This window comes from Shewanella sp. SM69 (assembly GCF_025653985.1).
In the GTDB taxonomy this organism is placed as follows: domain Bacteria; phylum Pseudomonadota; class Gammaproteobacteria; order Enterobacterales; family Shewanellaceae; genus Shewanella; species Shewanella oncorhynchi.
This window is the reverse complement of record NZ_JAKKRV010000002.1, coordinates 490,924-516,047: the sequence shown is the minus strand read 5'-3', so window position 1 is coordinate 516,047 and position 25,124 is coordinate 490,924. Positions and strand designations below refer to the sequence as shown.

The 25,124-nt window shown below is 44.6% G+C and carries 21 protein-coding genes and 6 tRNA genes; 18 read left to right on the top strand and 9 right to left on the bottom strand.

Annotated elements, in window-relative coordinates; translation table 11 throughout:
- Positions 1-295 precede the first annotated feature (295 nt).
- The gene (locus L5M37_RS05600) at positions 296-2,956 is read left to right on the top strand and encodes a TonB-dependent receptor (protein ID WP_263199692.1); all 2,661 of its coding nucleotides are present in this window, start codon (positions 296-298) and stop codon (positions 2,954-2,956) included.
- An 89-nt stretch (positions 2,957-3,045) separates the two neighbouring features.
- On the opposite strand, the gene L5M37_RS05595 is transcribed toward L5M37_RS05600, so the two are convergent.
- Positions 3,046-3,405, bottom strand: a complete 360-nt coding sequence (locus tag L5M37_RS05595) for a TraR/DksA C4-type zinc finger protein (RefSeq protein ID WP_263199689.1) — start codon at positions 3,403-3,405, stop codon at positions 3,046-3,048.
- Between the two features lie 187 nt (positions 3,406-3,592).
- A complete protein-coding gene (locus tag L5M37_RS05590; protein ID WP_105253104.1) occupies positions 3,593-4,543 on the bottom strand; it encodes a tRNA-dihydrouridine synthase in 951 nt (316 codons plus the stop codon).
- Between the two features lie 267 nt (positions 4,544-4,810).
- Between L5M37_RS05590 and L5M37_RS05585 the strand changes: the two genes are divergently transcribed.
- The 11 genes from L5M37_RS05585 (at position 4,811) to L5M37_RS05535 (ending at position 14,546) form a co-directional block, all read left to right on the top strand.
- The gene (locus L5M37_RS05585) at positions 4,811-5,239 is read left to right on the top strand and encodes a hypothetical protein (RefSeq protein WP_028759624.1); all 429 of its coding nucleotides are present in this window, start codon (positions 4,811-4,813) and stop codon (positions 5,237-5,239) included.
- 116 nt (positions 5,240-5,355) lie between these two features.
- Positions 5,356-6,225: a DUF692 domain-containing protein gene (locus L5M37_RS05580; protein ID WP_263199686.1), complete on the top strand. Its 870-nt coding sequence runs from the start codon at positions 5,356-5,358 to the stop codon at positions 6,223-6,225.
- On the top strand, positions 6,225-6,971 hold the full coding sequence (locus L5M37_RS05575; protein ID WP_263199684.1) for a DUF2063 domain-containing protein: 747 nt from the start codon (positions 6,225-6,227) through the stop codon (positions 6,969-6,971). Before L5M37_RS05580 ends, L5M37_RS05575 begins: the two co-directional genes overlap by 1 nt.
- 150 nt (positions 6,972-7,121) lie before the next feature.
- Positions 7,122-7,244, top strand: a complete 123-nt coding sequence (locus L5M37_RS05570; RefSeq protein WP_006082086.1) for a hypothetical protein — start codon at positions 7,122-7,124, stop codon at positions 7,242-7,244.
- A gap of 81 nt (positions 7,245-7,325) precedes the next feature.
- The gene (locus tag L5M37_RS05565; RefSeq protein WP_263196313.1) at positions 7,326-7,694 is read left to right on the top strand and encodes a YbaN family protein; all 369 of its coding nucleotides are present in this window, start codon (positions 7,326-7,328) and stop codon (positions 7,692-7,694) included.
- 268 nt (positions 7,695-7,962) lie between these two features.
- Positions 7,963-8,514 (top strand): adenine phosphoribosyltransferase, encoded by a 552-nt coding sequence (gene apt / locus L5M37_RS05560; RefSeq protein ID WP_105252212.1) that lies wholly within the window; start codon positions 7,963-7,965, stop codon positions 8,512-8,514.
- A gap of 37 nt (positions 8,515-8,551) precedes the next feature.
- Positions 8,552-11,848, top strand: coding sequence for a DNA polymerase III subunit gamma/tau (gene dnaX, locus L5M37_RS05555; protein WP_411569064.1), 3,297 nt, complete (start codon positions 8,552-8,554; stop codon positions 11,846-11,848).
- Between the two features lie 223 nt (positions 11,849-12,071).
- On the top strand, positions 12,072-12,401 hold the full coding sequence (locus tag L5M37_RS05550; RefSeq protein WP_028759630.1) for a YbaB/EbfC family nucleoid-associated protein: 330 nt from the start codon (positions 12,072-12,074) through the stop codon (positions 12,399-12,401).
- 12 nt (positions 12,402-12,413) lie between these two features.
- Positions 12,414-13,013 (top strand): recombination mediator RecR, encoded by a 600-nt coding sequence (gene recR / locus L5M37_RS05545; protein ID WP_006082081.1) that lies wholly within the window; start codon positions 12,414-12,416, stop codon positions 13,011-13,013.
- A gap of 460 nt (positions 13,014-13,473) precedes the next feature.
- Positions 13,474-13,965, top strand: coding sequence for a GNAT family N-acetyltransferase (locus L5M37_RS05540; RefSeq protein WP_263199680.1), 492 nt, complete (start codon positions 13,474-13,476; stop codon positions 13,963-13,965).
- A gap of 167 nt (positions 13,966-14,132) precedes the next feature.
- Positions 14,133-14,546, top strand: coding sequence for a hypothetical protein (locus L5M37_RS05535; protein WP_263199679.1), 414 nt, complete (start codon positions 14,133-14,135; stop codon positions 14,544-14,546).
- A gap of 203 nt (positions 14,547-14,749) precedes the next feature.
- Here L5M37_RS05535 and L5M37_RS05530 read toward each other — a convergent pair.
- From L5M37_RS05530 to L5M37_RS05510, 5 genes are all read right to left on the bottom strand, one after another.
- A tRNA-Met gene (locus L5M37_RS05530) sits at positions 14,750-14,826 on the bottom strand.
- A 47-nt stretch (positions 14,827-14,873) separates the two neighbouring features.
- A tRNA-Met gene (locus tag L5M37_RS05525) sits at positions 14,874-14,950 on the bottom strand.
- Between the two features lie 145 nt (positions 14,951-15,095).
- Positions 15,096-15,172, bottom strand: a tRNA-Met gene (locus L5M37_RS05520).
- Positions 15,173-15,328: 156 nt separating this feature from the next.
- Positions 15,329-15,405, bottom strand: a tRNA-Met gene (locus tag L5M37_RS05515).
- Positions 15,406-15,446: 41 nt separating this feature from the next.
- A tRNA-Met gene (locus L5M37_RS05510) sits at positions 15,447-15,523 on the bottom strand.
- 257 nt (positions 15,524-15,780) lie between these two features.
- On the opposite strand from L5M37_RS05510, the gene rlmKL reads away from it, so the two are divergent.
- The 5 genes from rlmKL to rmf all read left to right on the top strand — a co-directional run bounded on the left by rlmKL (position 15,781) and on the right by rmf (position 22,310).
- A complete protein-coding gene (rlmKL, locus tag L5M37_RS05505) occupies positions 15,781-17,910 on the top strand; it encodes a bifunctional 23S rRNA (guanine(2069)-N(7))-methyltransferase RlmK/23S rRNA (guanine(2445)-N(2))-methyltransferase RlmL (RefSeq protein WP_168827462.1) in 2,130 nt (709 codons plus the stop codon).
- Complete coding sequence (locus L5M37_RS05500) at positions 17,903-18,157, top strand: glutaredoxin family protein (RefSeq protein WP_263199676.1); 255 nt, start codon at positions 17,903-17,905, stop codon at positions 18,155-18,157. The genes rlmKL and L5M37_RS05500 overlap by 8 nt, the downstream gene beginning before the upstream one ends.
- A gap of 1 nt (position 18,158) precedes the next feature.
- On the top strand, positions 18,159-20,084 hold the full coding sequence (locus L5M37_RS05495) for an ABC transporter ATP-binding protein (RefSeq protein ID WP_263176579.1): 1,926 nt from the start codon (positions 18,159-18,161) through the stop codon (positions 20,082-20,084).
- 28 nt (positions 20,085-20,112) lie between these two features.
- Positions 20,113-21,945, top strand: coding sequence for a DUF3466 family protein (locus tag L5M37_RS05490; protein ID WP_263199673.1), 1,833 nt, complete (start codon positions 20,113-20,115; stop codon positions 21,943-21,945).
- Between the two features lie 188 nt (positions 21,946-22,133).
- Positions 22,134-22,310 carry a ribosome modulation factor gene (rmf, locus tag L5M37_RS05485; RefSeq protein ID WP_006082074.1) on the top strand — a complete coding sequence of 59 codons (177 nt, stop codon included), beginning with the start codon at positions 22,134-22,136 and terminating at the stop codon, positions 22,308-22,310.
- A gap of 122 nt (positions 22,311-22,432) precedes the next feature.
- On the opposite strand, the gene fabA is transcribed toward rmf, so the two are convergent.
- Together fabA and L5M37_RS05475 are read right to left on the bottom strand one after the other, a co-directional pair.
- Complete coding sequence (gene fabA, locus L5M37_RS05480) at positions 22,433-22,948, bottom strand: bifunctional 3-hydroxydecanoyl-ACP dehydratase/trans-2-decenoyl-ACP isomerase (protein WP_263199672.1); 516 nt, start codon at positions 22,946-22,948, stop codon at positions 22,433-22,435.
- A gap of 74 nt (positions 22,949-23,022) precedes the next feature.
- Positions 23,023-24,756, bottom strand: coding sequence for an AAA family ATPase (locus L5M37_RS05475; protein ID WP_113940941.1), 1,734 nt, complete (start codon positions 24,754-24,756; stop codon positions 23,023-23,025).
- A 221-nt stretch (positions 24,757-24,977) separates the two neighbouring features.
- On the opposite strand from L5M37_RS05475, the gene L5M37_RS05470 reads away from it, so the two are divergent.
- Positions 24,978-25,068, top strand: a tRNA-Ser gene (locus L5M37_RS05470).
- Positions 25,069-25,124: the final 56 nt, after the last annotated feature.

Sequence of the window (25,124 nt, the reverse complement as noted above, 5' to 3'; positions counted from 1 at the left end):
CATTTGTGGCGTGAGTTTCTTGGTATTCTTTTAGTTAACAATTAAGATTTATTGTATCAAATTAAATATTTAATATATTCAACAGGTCTGTATTGCTTAACCCCATGATGTATATCCGGATATCTTATATTTAAGTTGATTTATTTTGTGTCAATTTGTTTTAATTTGAGATTAATTGTTTTTAATGGTTGACTTAGATGTTGCGCATTAACATTATCCCTACAGCGAAATAGAGTTCGCTTGCCAAATATAAAAATAACAAACATAGGGTTTTATTTACCTCAAGGAGAGATTAATGCGCTATTTAAGTTTAACGGCCAAAGCTGTTCGTACTAGTTTAATTACAGTGGCGACAAGCAGTGTGGTTTTTTCTGGAATAGGCTTTTCTGCAGCGGTAAATGCGGCAGAAGAAAATGCGAAAGTTGAACGCATTGAAGTGACGGGTTCTCGTATTAAACAAGTTGATATGGAAACTGTTTCACCCGTGACTGTCATTAATGCTGCGGATATTGCCATGACGGGTGAAAAAACCGTTGCTGACGTATTGAATAACTCTGCGATAAACAGCTTTGGTTCTTGGCGTGGTATTTCTGGCTATGGATCAGGAGCAAGCTCAACCAGTGATGTCAATTTACGTGGTTTAGGAGCGTCTGCGACATTAGTGTTATTAGATGGACGCCGTATGCCGGGCACGAGTTCGAGCTCTGGCTCTGTGGCCGATACATCTTCTATCCCTATGGCTATCGTGGAGCGTATTGAAATCCTGCGCGATGGCGCCTCGGCAGTATATGGTTCCGATGCGGTTGCGGGTGTGATAAACATTATCACTAAGAAGGAGTTTGAAGGGTTTCAACTCGATTACAGCACTGAGCAGCCAAGTGTGGAAGGAGGCGATGCCAACCGTTTATCACTTGCAACGGGCTTTAATACTGATAAAGGCAATATCACGCTAACCTATGAATATTATGATACTAAATCTGTAATGGATCGTGATATTTGGCGAATGGACGATTCAAGTTATAACGCATATAGTGGATATAGCTCAGTACCAAACGGTAAATATGGACCAGGCAATGGTAGCTGGTATAGTAATTCAGATATATGTGAAAAAACGGAAAATACCATAGACTCAGGTGATGGTCGTTGTTTATATAATCATGGTAATGTCACTAAGTTATTTGTCGATCAAACTCGTAATTCGCTGTTATCTAATTTCTCCTATGAGATTTCTGAGAATATAAAATTCCGAGGTCGTGCTTCTGCTTCATTAGCAGAAACTGAAACCCGTTATGCGGGTACGCCAGTATCAACGAATACCCCTGTGATGAGTGCCGATAATAAGTTTAATCCAGTTGGCGAAGAATTAGTGATTTCTATGCGAGGCGCGCAACTTGGCGAGCGAGATACATTAACTGAAACCAACAACTTTGATATTCTAGGTGGCTTTGTTGGTACAATAGATTCAGGGAATGGTATCGACTGGGAATTAAATGCCCAGCACGCAACATCGACGACAAATAGTTTTAATTATAATTTACTGAACGACGATATTATTCAGCAAGAAATTGATTCAGAGCAATATGATATTTTCAATACCTCTGGAATGAGTTATGAGCAGTGGGATCAACAGATGACAGATCTGTATCGTAAAGCTGCGCATACTGGGGTTTATCAGGGAAAATTTGAAAGTACTCAATTGGATGGTCTTGCTTCGACCTTACTGCTCGATGACGGTGAGCTTTCGGTCGCTATGGTCGGCGGTCTTGAATATGAAATGATCAAGTTTAAGCAAACTAGTGATCCAGAATCGGCCGCGGGTATTATCTCCGGCGGTTCGGGTGGTGATGATGTGGATGCCACGCGTGACCGTAGCGCTGCTTATTTGGAACTCCAAGTAGGCTTACCTGCCAATGTTGAGTTTTCTGCCGCAGTACGTTATGAGCGCTATGAGCAGGAAGGAACTCTCACAGGGCCTCAGGGGGAAGTCGTTAATTCATCGACTTTCGATGCCGTGGTGCCTAAGTTTGGTTTAAGCTGGCGTCCTATAGACACGTTATTACTGCGTGCTAGCTATGGTGACTCATTCCGCGCGCCGAATATGAGCGAAATGTTCTCGTCTCAATCCTTGAGTTTTGAGAAGGGTGTTGATTCTTTATGGTGTAATGAACCTGGTAACGTGGATGCCATATATTGCGCGACTAATAATCAACATAAAACCTGGTATGGAGGAAATCCTGATCTAGAGGCAGAAGAGGGTAACTCGTTAACCTTTGGCGGCGTTTGGAATGTCACTGACGCATGGAACTTGGAATTATCTTATTACTCAATCACCTATGACAACAAAATTGAGTCAATTGATGTGGATGATATCCTGCGTGATGAAATCAAGAATGGTTCTTCTCCCTATGTGACTCGCGGCCCTGATGGCAAGATTGAATATATTGAAGCCGGAGTTCGTAACTTAGCTACAGTTGAGACCTCAGGTATCGATTTTGTTACGGCTTATAACTTAGAAACAGGCTTTGGGGATTTCAATTTCAAATTGGATTTAACTCATGTGCTTGATTTTAAAAAGCAGGATAACGCTGAAGCAGACATGATCGACTACGCAGGGTCGACTGACTCGCCCGATTGGCGCGGTAACTTTGCGACCAGTTGGAAATACGATGATTTTTCTGCCGCATGGACAGTTGTTTATATCGGTAGTCAATCAGCAAGTTATTTTAACGAGTTAGAAGAAACCGACCGTTATGTTGATTACGATAATTACTTTAAACATAACATTCAGTTTGGTTATACCCATGCTTATAACGGCTCTATCACAGTTGGGGTGAATAATGTGTTTGATGCTGAAACACCAAACTATTACACCTACGCCGATTATCGCGATGTGAATGTGGGTTTATATGATGTGTTAGGTAGAACGTATTACCTGAGAATAAACCAGAAGTTTTAGGTTGTCCGCCCTCCCTGGATAACTCAAACCTCCGCTTGCGGAGGTTTTTTTGCTTATAAGGCAGTTTACTGGATGTCGAATGAGCGCTATCAATGCGTGAGGCGCAGTTCGTGGCGGTGTTCATGCTGATAATGCTCGGCGCAGGAGGTGCAGCGTTGTTCGGTGGGATCTTGGCTTAAGCGTTCGCTTTCAATTTCTGCCTCACAATCCGAGCAAAGACCGTAGAGACCTAAGTCGAGCTGGCAAAAGGCGGCATCAAGTTTATTTAATCGGCAAAATAGTGGGTGTTCAGCCAGTGGTGTCTGAGCCAATTTATCAATTAATTCTGTCAGACTCAGGCTAGCGTAATGCTCCCCTATGGCTTCGAGGAACAGAGGGAGCGCGCCTATTTCTTTCCTTAGATTAGCTTCAAGCTCTGACAATTCATGTCTGATATGGGTGGTGCTCACGTAAAATCGCCTATTTCATTTGACTCTAGGCGTCCAGTCTAATAGTTCCACTATCAACGACTATGATAAAGATCAAGTATCTGCCACATTTTCGGTTTTTTAGCCGTTAAAAATCGAAAAAGTACTTCATTCTTATCGCATTATATGTGCTACGGCAAAAGCCCTTTTATCACACATATCGTCGCGATTATTCGTCGCATAAGTTCCGTTGCGCCGTTTCTAATACGCGGACTATTTCTTCCGTTGTTTTAAAGACTCGCAGTTCCCTAAACAAGGTATCGGCTTCGGGATATTGACGGTTGAGATAGGTGAACCACTGTTTGATCCGGGCTGGATAATAGTCACTCTTACGGCCATTGAGTTCCCTTTGGGTATAACTGAGCATGAGCCCTAAGGTTTGCGCCCAAGTATAAGGAGTGGCTCCTGTCTTGATAGTATCAGCCAAGTTCGGCAATGAAATTGCCCCGCGGCCGATCATGATACTGTCGCAGCCCGTGACTTCGATACAACGCTTAGCATCGTCACTGTTCCAAATTTCACCGTTGGCGATCACCGGGATTGGCAAGCGTTTGCGTACTTCGGTGATGTATTCCCAATAGGCTGGCGGTCTGTAACCGTCGACTTTACTGCGCGCATGGATGGCAAGTTCAGTTGCACCAGCTTCATACACAGCAATGGCGTTTTCCATAAACAGTGACTTATCTTCATAGCCCAAACGTATTTTGGCCGTTACGGCATGCTCTTTTGGTACTGCTTGACGCATGGCTTTGACAATATCGTGCACACTCTCAGGATATTGCAATAATACGGCGCCACCTTTACTGCGGTTAACAATTTTTGCTGGACAGCCAAAGTTTGCATCAACACCGTGTGAGCCTAACTCAATGGCACGCAGGGCATTTTCGCCCATACATTGGGGTTCTTGACCAAGCAATTGTACTCGTACTGGCGTACCTGAAGGGGTGTTGCCGTTGTTGAGCAGTTCAGGACACAGTTTGAGAAAGACCTTTTCAGGCAGCAGTTGGTCTACCACTCGCACAAATTCGGTGACGAGCAAATCGTAGGGATTGATGGTCGATAGGATGTCACGCATCAAAGCGTCTACTACGCCTTCCATTGGAGCCAAAATCACACGCACTGCAGTAAACCCATATCTGTTGCAAAGGGCGAGCATTCTACCTTATCAGCCCTAAGTTACAAAGTGGCCTTGTGAAGGAGGATGAATAGGTACGCCAATAAATAAAATCCAAGCTAAACTGATTGTCCTAGCAGGATATTTTGACCATTTCTGTGACTTAGTGATATTTTTTGCAATAGAATCGAAATAAGGCAGGTCTTTTGTTGTAAGCCAGCTACTTAAACTGTTGTTGGTCATTATTACTCAATAAACAAGAAGGGATTATTTATGAATTCAGTTAAAAAAACAGCAGTTGCAGTAGCGTTAGGTTCAGTTGTGATGAGTTCGGCTTTTGCTGTCAATGCACAAACTAACCCATTTGGTTTTGAAGCTATGGATGCGGGCTATCAAATTGTCGGTTCAGAAGGCAAATGTGGTGAAGCCAAATGCGGCGCAGACATGAAGAAAGCCGCCGCTGAAAAAGCCAAAGAAGGTAAGTGTGGTGAGGCTAAATGCGGTGCTGAGATGAAAAAAGCGGCTGCAGATAAAGCTCATGAGGGGAAATGTGGCGAAGCGAAATGCGGTGCTGACATGAAGAAAGCCGCTGATAAGGCCCATGAAGGTAAGTGTGGTGAAGCAAAATGTGGCGCTGATATGAAGAAAACCGCCGAAAAAGTGGATGCTAAAGTCGAAGCCGTTAAAAAAGAAGTGAAGTAAAGCGGGTTTGTTTTATCCCTGCAGTTATTGGGATAATTGAGCCTAAAGAGGCCAGCCAGCGCTGGTCTCTTGTGTTTTATTCTTAAGCGATTACAGGTTAGCGTTCGTGAGGTTCTATGAATGATCAAAAAAATACGGCACAGGTAGGGCTGGGATTAAGACGAGAAATGCTCAGTGAATTTTGTTTACAGGTGCCTGATGCTATTAATTTTTTTGAAGTGGCGCCTGAGAATTGGATGACCTTAGGTGGTAAATTTGGCCGCCAATTTCGTGAGTTGACTGAGCAACATACTTTCTACTGCCACGGTTTGAGTTTATCCATTGGTAGCCCTGAACCTTTAGATCTCGCGTTTGTAAAAAATATCAAAACCTTTATGGATTTACATCAAATCCAAGTCTATTCCGAACATTTAAGTTATTGCTCAGGGCAAGGTCACTTATATGATTTAATGCCTATCCCTTTTACCGACGCTGCAGTGAAGCATGTGGCGGCGCGGGTCAAGCAAGTAAAAGATATTCTAGAGCGGCCGCTTATTTTAGAAAATGTGTCTTTTTATGCCGCTCCAGGTGCGCAAATGACAGAACTTGAATTCGTTAATGCCGTGCTGCAAGAAGCCGATTGTAAACTGCTACTGGATGTGAACAACATCTATGTGAACTCGATAAACCATCAATACGATGCCGATGCCTTTTTACAGGCCATGCCGACGGAGCGCATCGCTTATCTACATATTGCTGGGCACTACAAACAAGCTGAAGATCTGCTCATTGATACCCATGGCGCAGCCATTAACGATCCCGTCTGGACATTATTACAGCACTGTTATGCCTTGCATGGGGTAAAACCGACCTTGCTTGAGCGTGACTTTAATTTGCCGACAACCGCTGAATTGTTGCTCGAGCTAAATCAAATCCACGGTTATCAAGCGGCGGCGTCCAGCTCCCATGCCCAAAATAGCGCTCATGCCGTAAAGAGGAGCGCCTAATGGATTTTAAGCAAGTGCAGCAATCCTTTATCGATTATATCCGCGATCCCTCTTCGCCATTGCCCGCGGATACTGATGTCCGGCGTATGCAGGTTTACCGCGAGTTATTTTTTAATAATGTGCTGGGATTTGTGTCGAACGGCTTTCCCGTGCTTAAAAGTTTGTATTCTGAGGAGGAATGGCTGACATTAGTGCAGCGTTTTTTCAGTCAACATGATTGCCAATCGCCCATTTTTATCGATATCGCGGGTGAGTTTTTAGATTTTTTACAGCAGGAATATCAGCCCACGGCAAATGATCCTGTTTTTATGCTCGAATTAGCGCACTATGAATGGCTGGAGTTGGCCGTTGCGGTTGCACAGGCGAGTGAGGATGAATCTCAACTTAGCCCAGCGCAAATGTCGACGCAGGCTTTATGTTTGTCACAGACGGCGAGGGTGGCGCAGTATCATTTTGAGGTGCAGCACATTCGTCAGGATTATCGTCCGCAGCAACAACTCGATACGCCAGTGTTTTTTTGTCTCTATCAAGATGCCGATTGCGAAGTGTGCTTCTTACAGTTAAATCCCTTAAGCGCGCAGGTGCTGGCATTTCTTCAAGCTCAAGGCCAAGCGGGTTTTAAAGAGATAGTTGATTGGTTAACAATCACTTACCCTCAAATGGCGCCAGAGATTATTGAGCAAGGTTGTATGCAGTTACTCGAGCAATTAGCGGCCAAAGGGATAGTGCGCGGACGTCAGTCTTAAGGTTGGGATTATTGCCGAAATAAATGCAATAACCCTACATTTAGAGGGTTTTTATTAATTTGACAAACCGCTACAATGTCGGCCGTTTTGTGATCTCAATCACTGTACGATTCCTGCGCACTTATACTTGCACATACTAGAGGAGCTGTAATGAGTAGTCAGCCGTTCAAAGACCCATTTAATTTTTTGTATTTTATTGGTTTTATTTTAGTTTTACTGTTGCCGACTCTGCCAGCAAGTCTGTCTTGGTTAAAGCATTTAGGTTTAATTTAAGCGAGCGTTAATCTCTAGCGCATAGCCTATTGGCCACTCTTCGAGTGGCTTTTGTTTTTTCGATAAAGGGCATTTAAACCTATGGTATTAAAGCGCGGATTATTTTTACTGTTAGGCTTAACCGCTTTAGTCTTAGGTTTAGTCGGTATCGTGCTACCGATATTGCCGACCGTGCCTTTTATCTTGCTTGCTGCCTTCTGCTTTGCCCGCTCGAGTGAACGTTTACACCATTGGTTGATGACACATCCCTGGTTTGCCGATGCTTTAACCCAGTGGCAAGAGCAGCGAGCAATGCGTAAGGGATTGAAACGCAAAGCCATGATAGTTAGCGCACTCAGTTTTAGTGTCAGTATTATTGTGGTCCCTATCCTTTGGGTAAAAGGTCTGCTGTTTGTCATGGCGTTGATCCTACTTTGGTATCTTAAAGGTATACCTGAAATAGAGGGATGATTGAGTGATTGAATGGGCTCAGGCGCTGTGACTGAAAGTTTAGTCGTGTTCTTGTTGAGGCTATTTAACACAGTGCCGACAGGGTTTGATCTAAGGCACAAATTGATAACCTTTCCATCACTTGTGCATTGTGATTGTTGCAACTAAAACTAAAGCGGCATAAGCTTTGTCCGACTTTCGACAATGCGTCCACCCAGTGTGGACGTTTTGTTTTATACCGCCACCGCTAGGTTGGTGAATTGATTAAGTAACTTATTAAGCAAATATGATGGCTATGAATACAGAAACCTTATCCTTGATAAAGCAAAGCATTAAAACGATTCCTAATTATCCTAAGGAAGGGATTTTATTTCGAGATGTCACCAGTTTGCTTGAGAATGCAGCAGCCTATAAAGCGACCATCGACTTGTTAGTTGAACATTATCGTGGTCAAGGCTTTACCAAAATTGTGGGCACTGAAGCCCGTGGTTTCTTATTTGGTGCACCGTTGGCTTTAGAATTGGGTATCGGTTTTGTACCTGTGCGTAAACCCGGCAAATTGCCGCGTGCAACCATCAGTCAAAGCTATGAACTAGAATACGGTCACGATAGCCTAGAAATTCATACTGATGCGATTAGCGCAAATGACAAAGTGCTCGTTGTTGATGATTTACTCGCCACTGGCGGTACTATCGAAGCGACCGTTAAACTGATCCGCCAACTCGGCGGTGAAGTTAAACATGCGGCCTTTGTGATCTCATTACCTGATTTAGGCGGTGAAGCACGTTTAACCGCATTAGGGCTTGAGTTGGTTAAACTTTGTGAGTTTGAAGGCGAATAAATCTGCAGCTAAAGGCGCCTTGGGATAGTTTGATGGCATGTCAAATCATGGCATGTTATCTTTCAAAGTTCTCGGGGCGCATGCTCCCGCTTTTGTATCACATACTCTGGGGAGTTCCATGTCATATCAGGTGTTAGCCAGAAAATGGCGCCCTGCCACATTTGATCAAATGGTTGGCCAAAGCCATGTTTTGCATGCCTTGACCAATGCGTTAAGCCAGCAGCGCTTACACCATGCTTACCTGTTTACGGGAACGCGCGGTGTCGGTAAAACCAGCTTGGCGCGACTCTTTGCCAAAGGCTTAAATTGCGAACAAGGCGTGACAGCCACTCCCTGTGGTGTTTGCGGCAGTTGTGTGGAAATCGCCCAAGGCCGTTTTGTCGATTTAATTGAAGTCGATGCCGCATCTCGCACTAAGGTCGATGATACCCGTGAGCTGTTAGACAATGTGCAGTATCGTCCAACCCGTGGCCGCTTTAAGGTTTATCTCATCGACGAAGTGCATATGCTGTCGCGCAGCAGTTTTAACGCACTGCTAAAAACCTTAGAAGAACCCCCCGAGCACGTTAAATTTCTTCTGGCGACAACCGATCCGCAGAAACTGCCTGTGACTGTGTTATCCCGTTGTTTGCAGTTCAATTTAAAAAGCCTGACCCAAGCTGAAATTGGCACTCAGCTCAATCATATCTTGACCCAAGAGCAGTTTCCCTTTGATGCTGAAGCCCTAAAACTGCTGGCTAAAGCTGCCAATGGCAGTATGCGTGATGCCTTGAGTTTGACAGATCAAGCCATCGCCTTTGGTGGCGGTAATGTGATGCTTGGCCAAGTGCAAACCATGCTTGGTAGCATTGATGAGCAGCATGTAGTTGCCTTGCTTAATGCCTTAACCGATGCCGATATTGGTGTGTTAATGCATACCTGTGCCCAAGTGCTCGCGTATGGCGCAGATGCCCAAGAAGTGCTACGCAGTTTACTTGAGTTGTTACATCAAATTACCTTGACCCAATTTGCCCCCGCTTGCGCGCAGCAATCCTTGTATAGCGCACAGATTCGAGCCTTTGCCGAACAGCTTAAGCCGGAACAAGTGCAGCTTTATTATCAGATTTTATTAACCGGCCGCAAAGATTTACCCCATGCACCAGACCCTAAATCGGGTCTTGAGATGGCACTATTACGCGCTGTGGCGTTTGTGCCTGAAAAGCCGGTAAAGCGCTGGCAGCCTGATGCTGTCGCTGAGATCAGTTTACCCGCAGGGCAAACGCCAGTTGCGGCAACTGCTGCAGCGCAAACTCCTGATGTAAATGAACAACAGTTTGCTGAAACACATACAGCTGAAAAAAAAACAGCATTAATTGAGCCTGTAGATACCGTAGAGCAGGCACTTGATGCTGAGCTCGAAGCGGATGCGGCATTAATTGCCGAACAGGCGGTGATTCTAAGTCAGGCGCAGAGTCAGGGATTTAACGCTGGCAGCTTAAACGTTGAGATAGTGAATGCTGAGGTCGAGCCACAAACTCAAACAGTATCAACCGCTCAAGTGCCTTCTCAAGTTACTGAAGCTGCTGCTGACATTGAGGCATCGGTTGCGAGTTTAGATGCTCAGAATAGTGAAGTTCCTGAATTCATTGGGGCAACTGCCGAGTCGAGTATTGTTAATCCAGCAGCGGCTGAAGTGATTGTTGGTTCAAGCGCTGTGGCTATTGGTAGTGACATTGCAGAGAAAGACAGTGCTGTTCAAAAGACTGTTGATGAAAACACTGCTGTTGACTCCCTCGCTAACCATACTCTTACTAATAGTACGCTAGAGCAAAAGGGGCTTGATGAACATAGTCCCTATGGAACTGAAGTCGAGCATTCTTATCCAGCGATGGGATCTTATGCCCAAGAGTCAGCGCCGCTCGATTCCTATCAAGATGCTTATGTTGAATTCTCCTCCGGCTCTTACAATGACGATGATTTTCATCACAGCTTTGACTCTCATGCTGTGCCTGATGATGTTCAACACTTAGATAATGTTCAAAATTCTGCTGATATTCAAAGCGCTGTAGGCATGGAAGGCTCAGTTGATAGTCAGTCAGTAGTAATGGCTCAAGTGTCTCCTCAGGCATCAATTCCAACACTAGCCTCCGCATCCTTAGCCGATGATGATATTCTCTCAGCTGTGTTGGCGGCGCGGGATTCGCTGCTATCTGATCTTGACGCCTTAAGTGCTAAGGACGGTGATGAAAAAAAGTCGTCATTGGACTCAAAACTTAAGACGCCAAACACTAAATCACATGGTGTAACCTTACCTAAATCGGTGACTAAAATTGAAGCGAGTCAGCCAAGTGTGGCATTTTCTGTTGATCCAGCATCTGATTTAGCCCCTGATTTAGCGATAGATTTTGATGATGACTTCGACTTAGATCTTGAGCCTATCGATCTGCACCAAGCAGTATCTTCAGTCGTCATCTCAACTGGAATTGTCTCTGAGAAGCCTGTCAAACCGTCCGCTGCAGATGATCGTCCGCCTTGGGAGGCAGCGCCTGAAGCTGAATCTATCGAAGTGACGCAAGTCGATAGCAATAAGACTGACAGTGTTCAGCCGGTGAGCGCGCAAGCTGCTGATATAAAGAATGTTCAAGCCAGTCATGCTCAAGAGCTTTTAGGCGTGAGTTACGCACCTAATCATGCACAAGATGACACTCTATCCCTGAGTGACGGGCAGGTCGCAGCATCAAGTTTGAAGTCGGAAATACTTCAAAATCAGGCTGTACGTCAAGAAGAAATACCCGCCTCAGAGTTTGCTTTGGCTAGCACAACAGCACTGACAAATGCGTCAAATACAGTGGAACACACGCAGGAGACACAAGTCGCGCTCAGTTCGACTCAACCTATTAGCGGTCATCCATTAGATTTACATTGGTACAAGTTGATGGCGAGCTTAGAGATCGGCGGGCGAGTGCGGCAACTGGCGGTTAATTCTGTCTGCCAAACCTTGAGCGATCCTTTGCCGTTGCTGCTTAAACCAAACCAGAAGCATCTAGCGGCCGATGTTGCCATAGTGCAGCTTGAGCAAGCCTTAACTACCGCGCTCGGGAACCCAAGACGGGTACAAGTGGTCATAGGAATCGATGAACAGCGGGAAACGCCCTTAGAGTTACGTAAGCGTTTCCACCAAGAGTTGCTGCAACAAGCGCATCAATCATTGATTCATGATGACAATGTGCAATGGTTGATCCAACGTATGGGCGCCGAACTCGATGCCGATAGTCTAGTATATCCGCCAGAGTTGTTGAATTTACGCAGTCAGCAAATACAAGCGTTACCTGAGTTAACTGAGGCTGCGAGTTAGCCATTATTGGCGAGTCTTTGGGTAAAATTTTCATCGTTAATTTGTAACGCTGTGGTTTAAATTTAGGCTTCGAGTGCATATTTATAGTGATGCTGCTGAGAAACTCTGCATCGAGATCATAAGTTTATTAACAAGATAACGGCATTGATTGCCAATCCCATTTATTTAAGTAAGATTAGCCGCGTTAATGCTTGCGACTAACCCTAATAGAAGAGAAATGACTATGTTTGGAAAAGGCGGTATGGGCAATTTGATGAAACAGGCCCAGATGATGCAAGAAAAAATGGCCAAAATGCAGGAAGAAATCGCCCGTATGGAAATGGTGGGTGAATCTGGTGCTGGTTTGGTGAAAGTGACTATGACAGGCGCGCACACAGTGCGTAAAGTCGAAATCGACCCAAGCCTGATGGAAGACGACAAAGAAATGCTGGAAGATTTGATTGCTGCGGCCTGTAATGACGCTGCTCGTCGAATCGAAGAAAACCAAAAAACTAAAATGGCTGAAGTTACTGGTGGCATGCAATTACCACCAGGCATGAAAATGCCATTTTAATTGAGATAGCCGATGAAATTTAGTCCATTGTTAGATGAGTTAATTCAGTCCCTGCGTTGTTTACCTGGGGTTGGGCCTAAATCGGCGCAACGTATGGCGTTTCAGTTACTTGAACGCGACCGAAAAGCAGGGCTTAAGTTAGCCAGTGCGCTGTCCAGTGCGATGAGTGACGTCGGTCATTGTCAGTCTTGCCGAACCTACACTGAAGAAACCCTCTGTCCGATCTGTGCTAGCCATAAACGCGGAACCTCCTCCACCATTTGTGTGGTGGAAACGCCGGCTGATGTGTTAGCCATTGAAGCGGGTGGACATTTCACTGGCCGTTACTTTGTGCTTTTAGGCCATTTATCGCCCCTCGATGGTGTGGGGCCAGAAGAGTTAGGCTTAGCGTTACTCGAGCGCCATTTGGCATCGGGTGATGTTGCCGAGTTGATTTTAGCGACCAATCCGACGGTAGAAGGCGAGGCTACAGCGCATTTTATTGCCGATATGGCCAGACGTCACAAAGTGATGATAAGCCGCATTGCCCATGGCGTACCCGTAGGTGGCGAGTTGGAATACGTGGATAGTACTACGTTGGCGCTGTCCTTTAATGGTCGTTTACCACTTTGACAGAACACAGTGACTCAGTTTAGTTAGTGTAATGTTATTGATTATATTAGCTTAATTTAAATGCTGAACTGTTCGGCTCGACTCAATTGTCGCGATATCCCTTAAACCCGCCAAGAACCTATCTTGAGCGGGTTTTTATTTGCCCAGTGTTTCAACCTAGATGTCGAGGCTGGGTTGTGGTGATAGGGCCGTGGAGATAGTGCTGTGCTTCAATCCTCATTTCAATTGATATCTACCCATATAAAAACTAGGTTTATCAATAGTTTTTTAAATTTCATACTTGTCTTATGCGAGCTTCATCCGTAAAGTCGGTTTGATAAGAAGCGGGCTAAGTTGCGATTTACCACAGTGTTCGCGCCTTTGTGCCTAAGCTAATTTGTGGATTTAGATCTGTGTGCTTAGCTCTATGTACGTTGAACCGGACAGGTATTTTTTATTAGAAAACCATGGAGGGGACTCATTGGAAAAGATTACGATTAGGCATGCAGAGAAGCGTGACGCCGCAGCCATTCAAGCCGTATATGCCTGCCCAAATGCCTATACTGGTACCTTACAACTCCCTTGGCCATCGACCGATAAATGGGAGTCACGCCTTGCGGCAACATCGAATCATATTAGTCGCTATGTCGCAGAGATTGAAGGTGAAATTGTCGGCGAGTTGGGTTTTGAGGTGTATGAGCAACCCCGTCGTAGGCATGTTGCCTCCTTTGGAATGGGGGTAAAAGACAGCTACCAAGGCCGCGGTGTTGGTAGCGCTTTGATTAACGCGATGCTTGAGCTTACCGATAAATGGATGAATATAAAACGAATTGAATTAACGGTTTATACCGATAATCATGCCGCCATTGGTCTATATAAAAAGTTTGGCTTTGTAATGGAAGGTGAGTCGAAGGATTTTGCTTTTAGAAATGGTGAGTTTGTCAGTGTGTATCATATGGTGCGGTTAAAATAAAATGCTGATTTCTATGTCATTTTATCTGTTACTTAAGGCTCTCACTCTAAGAGCGAACTTTAAACACTCACTCTAAGTACTAACTGTAAGAATTTGCTCTAAGCGCTCATTTTTAGAGCTCGCTTTAGGTGCTAAGTGTATGTCTGTCTCAACTTTTAAGGATAAAAATGGGACTCATTTTATTGCCGCTGCTGATACTTTGGTTGGGTGTCGGTATTTATGCCATTCGTATCGGCTATCAAGTATTGGCTGGGACATCTCAGTTAAGCTATACACTCAGTGTTTGTGCTATCGCCTTAGTGGCATTACTGCTCTATCTCTACTTTGGTTTTGCCCAATTTAAGGAAAATAAAGAGTTGTGGGCATTCGAAATCTCGATGTTTTTTGCCGCGAATAAGTTCGCTTTTGGCATAATGATTCTTGGTCTAATACTGCACTGGTTCGGTCAAGGTGTTCTCACTTCTGCTTATTTGAAACCTCTACCTTTCATCATGATTTTCGCCGTTTCCTTTGGTGCTATGGCAGGAGTCATATTGTCCGACACTTTTATGGCGAAATTTGACATCCAAAAAATGCATTGATGTCAGCTGAACAGTTTAAATCTTATTTTGGACGCTGTTGTTGAAGATGATTTGAACTGATGGCTTTCATCGGTTGTTTATAGGTCGTTGAATCCGATGAGCTACCATGGTGATCTGGTTAGGATTTTACAGAGGGTTATTACGAATTTTAGATACAAAAAAACCAGCTTGTGCTGGTTATTTTTCTCTTTCATGAAGAGAAGTGGTTGCGGGAGCCGGATTTGAACCGACGACCTTCGGGTTATGAGCCCGACGAGCTACCATGCTGCTCCATCCCGCGTCCGATTGTTGCTGTTAATAACTGTTTTAATTCTGTCATCTGAGAATTGGTTGCGGGAGCCGGATTTGAACCGACGACCTTCGGGTTATGAGCCCGACGAGCTACCATGCTGCTCCATCCCGCGTCCGATTATTTCTGCTAATAACTGTTTTAATTCTGTCATCTAAGAATTGGTTGCAGTAGCCTGATTTGAACTGACTACCTTCGCCTGTTGTTTATAAGGAGTTGAGCCCGATAAGCTGTTTCTCTTTATAAACACATATAGAAAGTGGTTGCGGGAGCCGGATTTGAACCGACGACCTTCGGGTTATGAGCCCGACGAGCTACCATGCTGCTCCATCCCGCGTCCGATTGTTGCTGTTAATAACTATTTTAATTCTGTCATCTAAGAATTGGTAGCGGAAGCCAGATTGCTAATGTTAAATCAGCGACGACCTTCGCCTGTTGTTTACAAGGAGTTGAGCCTGATAGGCTGTTTCTCGTTATAAACACATATAGACATTGGTTGCGGGAGCCGGATTTGAACCGACGACCTTCGGGTTATGAGCCCGACGAGCTACCATGCTGCTCCATCCCGCGTCCGATATCTATCTGTATTACTTTACTATTTTGCTTTTAAATGGTTGCGGGAGCAGGATTTGAACCTACGACCTTCGGGTTATGAGCCCGACGAGCTACCATGCTGCTCCATCCCGCGTCCGTCTTCAAAGCGGGGCAGACTATAACGGCAGCGCCTTGGCATTGCAAGGACGAAGATCGAAAAAGGTGGTGAACGCTTAAATATAAAGCGGAGTGGGGGGCTTTCATACAATTTAAACATAAGTTAGGGATTTTTCGTTGATTATCTTAAGTCGAGGATGAGACTAAATGGGGTTTCGACTAATAACTGTTTATCTTTTATGTATTCGAGCAGGTATAATGTCGCTTTGATTTTGACTGCGTACTGATTATCCCATGCTTAATTTTTTTGCCGCCGCCCCTAAGGGCTTTGAATATAGCTTAGCCCAAGAGCTGACAGAATTTGGTGCGACTGAAGTAAAAGAGAGTGTTGCTGGTGTGTATTTCACTGCCCCCTTAGCTTTAGCGTATCGGATTACTTTATGGACACGCTTAGCCAGCCGTATCGTGTTGGTTATCTATAAAGGCAGCTGCGAGTCGGCAGAGCAACTTTATAATGCCGCCTATTGTGTCGATTGGCCGGCGCACTTTTCCAATAAAAGCACTTTTAGTATCGATTTTCATGGTACGGGTGGTTTTATCAATAATACTCAGTTCGGCGCCCTCAAGATTAAAGACGCGGTTGTGGATAGATTCCGGGACGATGACGTTGAGCGCCCAAATGTGTCACGCGTCGATGCTGACTTTAAAGTTGATGCCCATTTTCGTAATGGCGTAATCACGATTGCGATGAACTTCTCTGGTCCATCATTGCATCAACGTGGCTATCGTTCTACTACTGGTGAAGCGCCTCTGAAGGAAAACTTAGCCGCCAACATGTTAGTACGCAGTGGCTGGCAAGCAGCGCCTTCGACCTTGCTCGATCCTTTCTGTGGTAGTGGAACTGTGCTGATTGAAGCGGCTTTAATGGCGGCCGATATTGCCCCAGGCTTACAGCGTAGCCGTTTTGGGTTTGAACATTGGCGTCGTCATGATAAAGCCGTGTGGCAAGAAATTGTTGAAGAAGCAAAAGCGCGTGCCTCATTAGGCGTGAAACGTTGCGAGATTAAATTCTACGGCTCAGATATCGATTCGCGCTTAGTCGCGTTAGCCAAACGTAACGCCGAAAATGCCGGTGTGCTCGAGTTAATCGAGTTTCAAGTTGCAGATGCGTTGACTATAACGCCGCCTGCAGAAAGTGGATATTTGATCACTAACCCACCTTATGGTGAACGTTTAGGCAATGTGTCTGAGTTATTGCAGCTTTACTATCAGCTAGGCGACAAGTTTAAGAAAGAGTTTGGCGGCTGGAAAGTGGCCATGCTGTGTAGTGATATCGAGCTGGTATCATCACTTAAGCTTAAAGCCGACAAACAGATGAAGATGTTCAACGGTGCCTTAGAATGTGCCTTTAACATTTATACCTTGCATGCGACCAGTACGCGTCGTGATACGCCAGTGCTGCCAGACGGCGTCGACATTGCCGATATCGCCCCTGCATTTGCTAACCGCATTAAGAAAAATGCCAAGTTATTAGAGAAATGGGCCAAGAAAGAAGGCATCGACAGCTATCGTATTTATGATGCCGACATTCCTGAATATAACGTCGCAGTAGATAAGTATTTAGATTACGTGATTATTCAAGAATATATGGCGCCAGCAACTATACCTGAAGCCGTAACCAAGCGTCGTTTAAGCGATGTTTTGTTAGCACTGCCGTCGGCCATTGGTATCAATCCGAACAAGATGATCATGAAGACGCGTGAGCGTCAAAAGGGCACGAGTCAGTATCAAAAGCTGGATGAGCGTAAGTTAGAGCTTATCACTACCGAATATGGTGCTAAGTTCAAACTGAACTTAACCGGTTATTTGGATACAGGTTTATTCCTCGATCACAGATTGACACGCCGTTTAGTCGGTCAAAAATCTAAGGGACGCCGTGTACTTAACCTGTTCTCTTACACAGGTTCTGCTTCTGTGCATGCGGCGCTTGGTGGGGCTAAATCGGTGACGACGGTGGATATGTCAAATACCTATATTGCTTGGGCGAAGGACAACTTTGCACTCAATGGGCTTCAAGGTAAGCAGTATGAGTTTGTTCAATCTGACTGCATGCAGTGGATCCGTGATTGCCGTGAACAGTACGATCTGATTTTTATCGATCCGCCGACCTTCTCAAATTCTAAGCGTATGGAAGATTCATTCGATGTGCAGAGAGACCATGTGAACTTACTGGCATCCTTAGTGAAACTGCTAAGCCCAACGGGCGAGCTAGTGTTCTCTAATAATAAACGTAAGTTTAAGATGGACATAGAGGCGCTGACAAAGATGAACATTAATGTGAAGAACATTGATGACGTGACTTTGCCTATGGACTACAAACGTAATCCACATATTCATAATACTTGGCTTATCACCCATGCCTGAGTTGACTCAAGCAGAACTAGATAACAGGCATTATCTGCTATATCACACAGAGGGATGTCATCTGTGTGAACTGGCCGCGGCCTTACTGGACGCGGCCGATATTGGCTATCGGGCCATAGATATTTGTGACGATGAATACCTCGCGCAGCGTTATGGCGTATCGATCCCTGTGCTTAAAGCTTGGGATGATAGAGAATTACATTGGCCATTTAACGCAACGCAATTACAAGAGTTTACAGGAGCTTAGTTTGAGTCTGGTTCGTATCAATAGTGGCTCTTTAGCCTATGGTTACACTCCGTTGTTACAAAAAGCGGATTTTACTATTCAACGCGGTGAGCGCGTGTGTATTGTTGGCCGTAATGGTGCCGGCAAGTCGAGTTTATTAAAAGTGTTATCTGGTGATGTACTGCTGGATGAAGGCGAATTCAACATCGCTGGTAATGTGACCGTTAGCCGTCTACAACAAGATCCGCCAAAGGCTGAGCAAGGCACGGTATACGCTTATATTGCTGCGGGATTAAAGGAAGTGGGTGAGGCGCTTGAGCGTTATCATCAACTGTCCCACGATGTGGCCCATGCCGATCCAGAGCAAATGGATCGTATGCTAAATGAGATGCAAGGTCTGCAAGAAACCTTAGACCACTATAATGGATGGCAGTTAGATTCTCGCATCCAACAAAACTGCGAGTTGTTAGGTCTCGATCCTGACAAATCCTTGAGCGAGTTATCGGGTGGTTGGCAGCGTAAAGTGGCGTTAGCCAGAGCACTGGTGAGCGAGCCAGATCTGTTGTTACTTGATGAACCGACCAACCATTTAGACATAGACACTATCGAGTGGCTTGAAAAGTTTTTACTAGATTATCAAGGCGCTATCGTCTTTATCAGCCACGATAGGGGCTTTATTGCCCGTATGGCGACGCGGATTGTCGATTTAGACCGTGGTGTGGTGACCTCATGGCCGGGCAACTATCAAATGTATCTTGATGGTAAGCAAGAATGGTTGCGCGTCGAAGCCGAGAAAAATGCCTTGTTTGACAAGCGTCTCGCTGATGAAGAAGTGTGGATCCGTCAAGGCGTTAAAGCTAGACGTACCCGTAACGAAGGTCGAGTTCGCGCACTGAAGGCGCTACGTGAAGAGCGAAGTGAACGTCTGAATCGTCAAGGCAATGCTAAAATGGCAGTATCGGATACTGAACGTTCTGGTAAGTTAGTGTTTGATGTGACCGATCTTAACTTCAATCTGCCCGATAAAAATCTGGTTAAAAACTTTAATACAACGGTTATCCGCGGTGACCGTATTGCGCTGATTGGGCCAAACGGTTGTGGTAAATCAACCTTGATCAAGCTGTTAATCGAGAAGCTGCAACCGCAATCGGGCGAAATTAAAGTCGGTACTAAGCTCGAAATCGCTTATTTCGACCAATATCGTGAAGCGTTAGATCCTGAGCAAACCGTTGAAGATAACGTTGGTGAAGGTAAAAAGACCATCACGATCAATGGTCAAGACCGCCACATTTTAAGTTATTTGCAGGACTTCTTGTTCTCGCCTATGCGTGCCAGAACGCCAGTGAAAGCGCTGTCGGGTGGTGAGAAGAACCGTTTGTTATTGGCTAAGTTATTAATTCGCCCAGCAAACTTAATCATTCTCGATGAGCCAACTAACGATCTTGATATTGAGACCTTAGAATTGCTAGAGTCGTTGCTCACTGAATACCAAGGTACGTTGTTGCTAGTGAGCCATGATAGGGCATTTATCGACAATACTGTGACCAGTAGCTGGTGGTATGCGGGTAATGGCCATTGGAGCGAGTATGTAGGTGGTTATCAAGATGCCGTGAACCAAGGGGCAAAGTTTTATTCTGAGGAACCTAGTTCACAAAAGGTGGTCGAAGCTCCTGCGGTTGAAACTAAACCCGTTGAAGTTAAAACTGCAGAACCTGTGAAAGCGGTAAAAAAACTGTCGTATAAGCTACAGCGTGAGTTAGAGTCGCTACCTAATGTGATGGAGCAATTGGAGGCAGAAATTCTCGCATTGCAGACCACTATTGGACATTCAGACTTTTATAGTCAGGCGCAGGATAAAGTCAATCAGGTATTGAGTCAGTTGGCTGATAAAGAAAAGCAATTGGAAGTTTGCTTCGAGCGTTGGGAAGAGCTTGAGTCACTGAAGTAAACCAATAATAAAAATGGGAATAGAATTAATGAAGTCAAAGTTGGATAAAGCCCTTTCCTTGGTTGCCTTAGGTGTCCTTGGTGTATTAAACAGTGCCCATGCTGCACCTGTCTACGAAATCGTTAACATCGATAATTATGACCTGCAGGGCACGCTTGAAGGCACTCGTAACGGTTATGCTTTAGGTGTGAATGCCAATGATGAATTAGTCGGTATTTCAAAGGGTAAGAAAAAACTTAGCAGTTCAGATGTCGAAGGCGGCGTGATTGATGTTGCCGATGGTATCGCACCGGAAGAAACCATTACTTATTCTATTACCGCTGCCATTGTTGCAAATAACTTTGCTTTTATTGCTGCAGAAAATGGTGCAGCTGGGGCTTGGTTACCGACATTCGACAGCATTAATGGTACTACACCGCCAAATGATACTGCTGTGATTAACTCTGTTGATACCTTTTATTACGGTATTAATGATGCCGGTATTAAAGTGGGCAGCATGACTGCGCCTGAAAAGAAAACAGAGAACACTGCAACTACTGATGTTACCGATGATTATTGGTATTACCGCGACTATGAGTTCCGCGGTGTTGTAAAAGTGGGGAGCACTGAAATTCCATTAGTTCCTCCCTACACGCAATTTGTTAATGCTGATAAGACTAAAACCGCAGAGTTAGGTGGATGGTCTGCTGCTACAGCTATTAATAATAATAACTTAGTGGCTGGTTATGCCAGTACTGCTATCAGTAAATATGGTAGTGATCGTGTTAATTATTGTTTAGGCTCGGATAACACTTTGCCATTGGATGTTTGTGTACAACGTGAGCAATATCCGAACTCTACGGGTACGCGTAACATTCAGTACCAGACGCGTGCCTATGTATGGCAAATCGACAATAATATCGCTACGGGAATTGAGTTGCCTTTAGGGTTAACGCCTAAAGCTGATAACACCTTAACCTTTACTGCTCAGGCGCTCGGCGTGAATGATAACGGCGTGGTTGTTGGTCGTTCGCACGTTTATCGTAACAACAATACAGATAAGTTGCACCAAGATGCGGCTTATTGGGCTAAGGATGCCGAAGGTAATTATAAATACCACTGGATCCCAATGGGCGAATCGATTTCAAGTTCCATTGCCTATGACATCAATGATAGTGGTATTCTTGTCGGTAGTTATCGTAGCTATATTCAAGGTTATTTACGCGACAAGTTTTTCTATTTTGATACTAATACACCCGATGTTGGCTATGTAACCCCTAATGATTTTGCCTCAACGGCAACGGATCTTTCGAGTAAACCCAAGGATATTAACAATAAAGGTCAAGTAGTTGGTTACGTTGAAACGACTTACGATAAAGAGAAGCCACGCCCCAAAGCGGGTTTCCTGTATGAGAAGTCGACGGGTGAGTTTAGCAATATCAATAAATTGCTGACCTGCGAGTCTAAGGGGTATGAAAAATCAAACGATGGTAGCTGGGCACGTCATCAGGTCGAAGTTCAGGATGGCTCGGGTAAAATTCTTCAATATAACGCTGATATTTTAGTGGTTGAAGGTACGAGTATCAATGAAGATGGCACTATCGTAGGTACGGCTTTTATTCGTAAACCTTCTTATCAATTTGATAAAGATGGCAACATAGTTATTGGTGAAAATGGCTTACCGCTATTTGAGCTGAGTGGTAGTGGCGAGCCTGTAACGGCTTATGTTCCACGTATGGTTGTACTTAAACCGGCTACCAGTGGTGAAGCTTGTACTGTTGAAGATAGTACCGATACCGGTAATTTTGAGCGTTCTGGTGCGGCAACGTTAGCTTGGTTATTTGCCTTGCCATTGGTGTGGTTCCGTCGTCGAATTCGTTAAGTTTTAAGCTTCAATTCAGACTAAAAAAATCGAGGCGAAATGCCTCGATTTTTTTTCGCTAAGATCTCAATAGTTTAATAAATAGTCAGTATAATAGCCGATTTTTTGATTGATCTTGGCGTCAAAAAGCACTATTTCTATGGGTAGAAGCTTTTGCTTCTATTTTATGTAGAACAGAGGACGCTTGCATGAAAAGACAAAAACGAGATCGTTTAGACAGAGCTTTTTCAAAAGGATTCCAAGCTGGGGTTGGTGGACGCTCTAAGGAGCTCTGTCCATATGCAAATCTTGATTCGCGATCGCAGTGGTTAGGCGGTTGGCGTGAAGGTGTGGATGGCCGAGTTAATGGGCTATTTAATAAATAATTGAGTTTTACTCATTAATTAAATAGCCCAGAACAAGCAAAGTAATGCAGCATATTGCCCTCAGATGAGGGCTTTTTTATATCTGCAGTACTGATATCTTCAGTGTATTGGAGTAAGACTGATCAGAATGTAGACGTATCGCTAAAGACACCGACTTTAAGATCGGTTGCACTGTAGATTTGACGGCCATCAACTTCAAGGATTGCATCGGCAATACCCATCACCAGTTTACGGTGAATAGTACGTTTAATATTGAGTTTATAAGTGACTTTCTTAGCGCCTGGTAATATTTGACCCGTAAACTTCACTTCACCTACACCCAGAGCACGTCCTTTGCCTTCCGCGCCTTCCCAGCCTAAATAGAAGCCAACGAGTTGCCACATGGCATCTAGCCCTAAACAACCAGGCATTACCGGGTCGGTAATAAAGTGGCAGTCAAAAAACCATAAGTCTGGATTAATATCGAGTTCAGCGACAATTTCACCTTTGCCAAACTCACCGCCATTATCATTGATAGTAACGATTCTATCTATCATCAGCATGTTATCGACAGGCAGACGAGGTGAGTTTGGACTAAATAATTTCCCATGGCCACAGGCGATGAGTTCTTCTTTATTGAAACTGTTTGCTTTGTTCATTGTTTTACTACTCCAGCAATAAGAGCCGCCAAGATTAGCGAACACGTGTAAGCTAAACAACTCCGATCAGCTAATTAGCGGCGAAAAAATCCCAATTTTGCGAGTAATCTCGTGATTATGCCGATTTCCTCCTCGCCATTTCCTGCGAGCTTGTCTAATCGTTCCTGTACAAGGCCGTATAATGAATCATGTGGAAAATCATTATCTTCATCGGCTACACCCGCAGGCATTTGCATTAATAGCTCAACAGCTTGGTCCATATGCTCGATTGCATAGAGGTGAAATAAGCCTTTGCCTACAGCTGTAATCACTTTGGGATTGAGGTTAAGCTGTAACACGTTCGACTTGGGCATAATAACGCCTTGTTCTCCCGTGAGACCACGACGTTCACACAGATTAAAAAAGCCTTCAATTTTCTCGTTGATGCCACCAATCGCTTGCACATTACCAAATTGATCCAATGCACCAGTTATTGCCAGTGACTGAATAATGGGTTGTTCAGCAATCGCTGACATCAAACAGCAGTATTCGGCGAGTGATGCGCTATCACCATCAATTTCTTGATAGGATTGCTCGAAAACGATATTGGCATTTAGGTGTAATGGTGCATCTCGCCCAAAGATACGGTACAAGCAGGCAGAAAGGATCATCATTCCTTTGGCATGTATATTGCCACCAAGTTCAGATTTTCTTTCGATATCGGCGACTTCACCATCACCATAGTGAACAGATGCCGTGATCCGCGCAGGCTCACCATAACTGTAATCGATGGCATCAATGACAGTTAAACCATTGATCTGACCAACCATAGCACCCGAAGTTGGCAGATTTATGAAGTTGTCATCGAAGCTTTGACCTGAATACTCTTCCGAGCTGTTATGACGATAGTTGGCTTGGGCTAACGCGAGCTCAATACTGCTCGCATTGATACTCGGTTTACCACAATAGGCTTTAGCTTGTACCATCAGTTGGGCAAACTCGAGCATAGACAAACTGAGGCGGCGCTGATGTTCGGTTAGCCGTGCACTATAACGAAAAAGTGGCGCTAGGCTTGATTGTTCTAGAGTGACCTCGACACTTTGTGCAACCGCTTGTAACCATGCGACGTATTGTGACTCTGTATAACGGACCAAGTCGATTTCGCTAGCGAGTTCTGCTAGTAGGGTAAAGTGACGTTGAAATTGCCAATCCTCAGTTCTGACTTGGCTATAAATCATTCCTGCACCGATAAGGACAATTTTACAATTGAGCGGGATAGGACTTAGGTTATTGCTAATCTGATACGCTTTATGGGTGAGGATTTGCATCACTAATTCCCATAAACCTTCACGTTTCCAAAGTGACTCGGCGCAAATAAATACATAATGACATTCGGCCAGAGCACCAGCTTGATACTGGCTTGTTGTTCCTGTTTGTGCCATACGGCCAATGAGGTCTACACGGCGAATATTACCACTGAGGTAGCGATAGCGAGTCGTTTTTTCGGCAATACTGACCTGATTTTCCTGTGGTTTCTCTGATTGCCACTGAAATGTTGCCGCTTTGTCAGTCGGGCGTGTTGCCACTAAATAAGCTGGAGATAACGGCGCTAGGCTATCAATACAGGCTTGGATCATTAATTGGCGGTCAATGCTCGGGAAATCAGCCAGATACAAGTGCTGATCGACAATAGCTTGGTGGAGTTTAAACGCATCCACAGCACGCTCTTGTCCTAAGAGTAATGCGCTTAGATTGTCAGCCGTTTCGGGAAGGGTTGGCAGGCTAAATTCAGGTGCGAGTGAAGACGTGGGTATCAAGAGTGAATTCATATAAGCATTTACCGTGAAAAGTTGCAGTGATTTTACCATACCAAGACGACAAGTCTCTCACTGTATAGGTGTTTTTACCTCTGTTTACTCGATTATTCGTTGAAACTGGCCATGTATTTGTTGTAAAAAACATCGGGGTGAACATAAGTTGAGCATTTGACTCGATATTTAAAAATTGAGGTTTACAAGTTAGCGGTATACTTATATTATTTTCGGCGTTCGGAGGGGTGGCAGAGTGGTTTAATGCACCGGTCTTGAAAACCGGCGTGGGTTTATAGCCCACCCAGGGTTCAAATCCCTGCTCCTCCGCCATTTTTAGTCAAAAAGCCGCTAAGCAATTAGCGGCTTTTTGCATTTATACAGTTTGA

Coding starts and splice junctions, on each gene's coding strand:
- L5M37_RS05600 (WP_263199692.1), top strand. CDS start 296: ATGCGCTATTTAAGTTTAACGGCCAAAGCTGTTCGTACTAGTTTAATT.
- L5M37_RS05585 (WP_028759624.1), top strand. CDS start 4,811: ATGAATTCAGTTAAAAAAACAGCAGTTGCAGTAGCGTTAGGTTCAGTT.
- L5M37_RS05580 (WP_263199686.1), top strand. CDS start 5,356: ATGAATGATCAAAAAAATACGGCACAGGTAGGGCTGGGATTAAGACGA.
- L5M37_RS05575 (WP_263199684.1), top strand. CDS start 6,225: ATGGATTTTAAGCAAGTGCAGCAATCCTTTATCGATTATATCCGCGAT.
- L5M37_RS05570 (WP_006082086.1), top strand. CDS start 7,122: ATGAGTAGTCAGCCGTTCAAAGACCCATTTAATTTTTTGTATTTTATT.
- L5M37_RS05565 (WP_263196313.1), top strand. CDS start 7,326: ATGGTATTAAAGCGCGGATTATTTTTACTGTTAGGCTTAACCGCTTTA.
- apt (WP_105252212.1), top strand. CDS start 7,963: ATGGCTATGAATACAGAAACCTTATCCTTGATAAAGCAAAGCATTAAA.
- dnaX (WP_411569064.1), top strand. CDS start 8,552: ATGTCAAATCATGGCATGTTATCTTTCAAAGTTCTCGGGGCGCATGCT.
- L5M37_RS05550 (WP_028759630.1), top strand. CDS start 12,072: ATGTTTGGAAAAGGCGGTATGGGCAATTTGATGAAACAGGCCCAGATG.
- recR (WP_006082081.1), top strand. CDS start 12,414: ATGAAATTTAGTCCATTGTTAGATGAGTTAATTCAGTCCCTGCGTTGT.
- L5M37_RS05535 (WP_263199679.1), top strand. CDS start 14,133: ATGGGACTCATTTTATTGCCGCTGCTGATACTTTGGTTGGGTGTCGGT.
- rlmKL (WP_168827462.1), top strand. CDS start 15,781: ATGCTTAATTTTTTTGCCGCCGCCCCTAAGGGCTTTGAATATAGCTTA.
- L5M37_RS05500 (WP_263199676.1), top strand. CDS start 17,903: ATGCCTGAGTTGACTCAAGCAGAACTAGATAACAGGCATTATCTGCTA.
- L5M37_RS05490 (WP_263199673.1), top strand. CDS start 20,113: ATGAAGTCAAAGTTGGATAAAGCCCTTTCCTTGGTTGCCTTAGGTGTC.
- rmf (WP_006082074.1), top strand. CDS start 22,134: ATGAAAAGACAAAAACGAGATCGTTTAGACAGAGCTTTTTCAAAAGGA.
- fabA (WP_263199672.1), bottom strand. CDS start 22,948: ATGAACAAAGCAAACAGTTTCAATAAAGAAGAACTCATCGCCTGTGGC.
- L5M37_RS05475 (WP_113940941.1), bottom strand. CDS start 24,756: ATGAATTCACTCTTGATACCCACGTCTTCACTCGCACCTGAATTTAGC.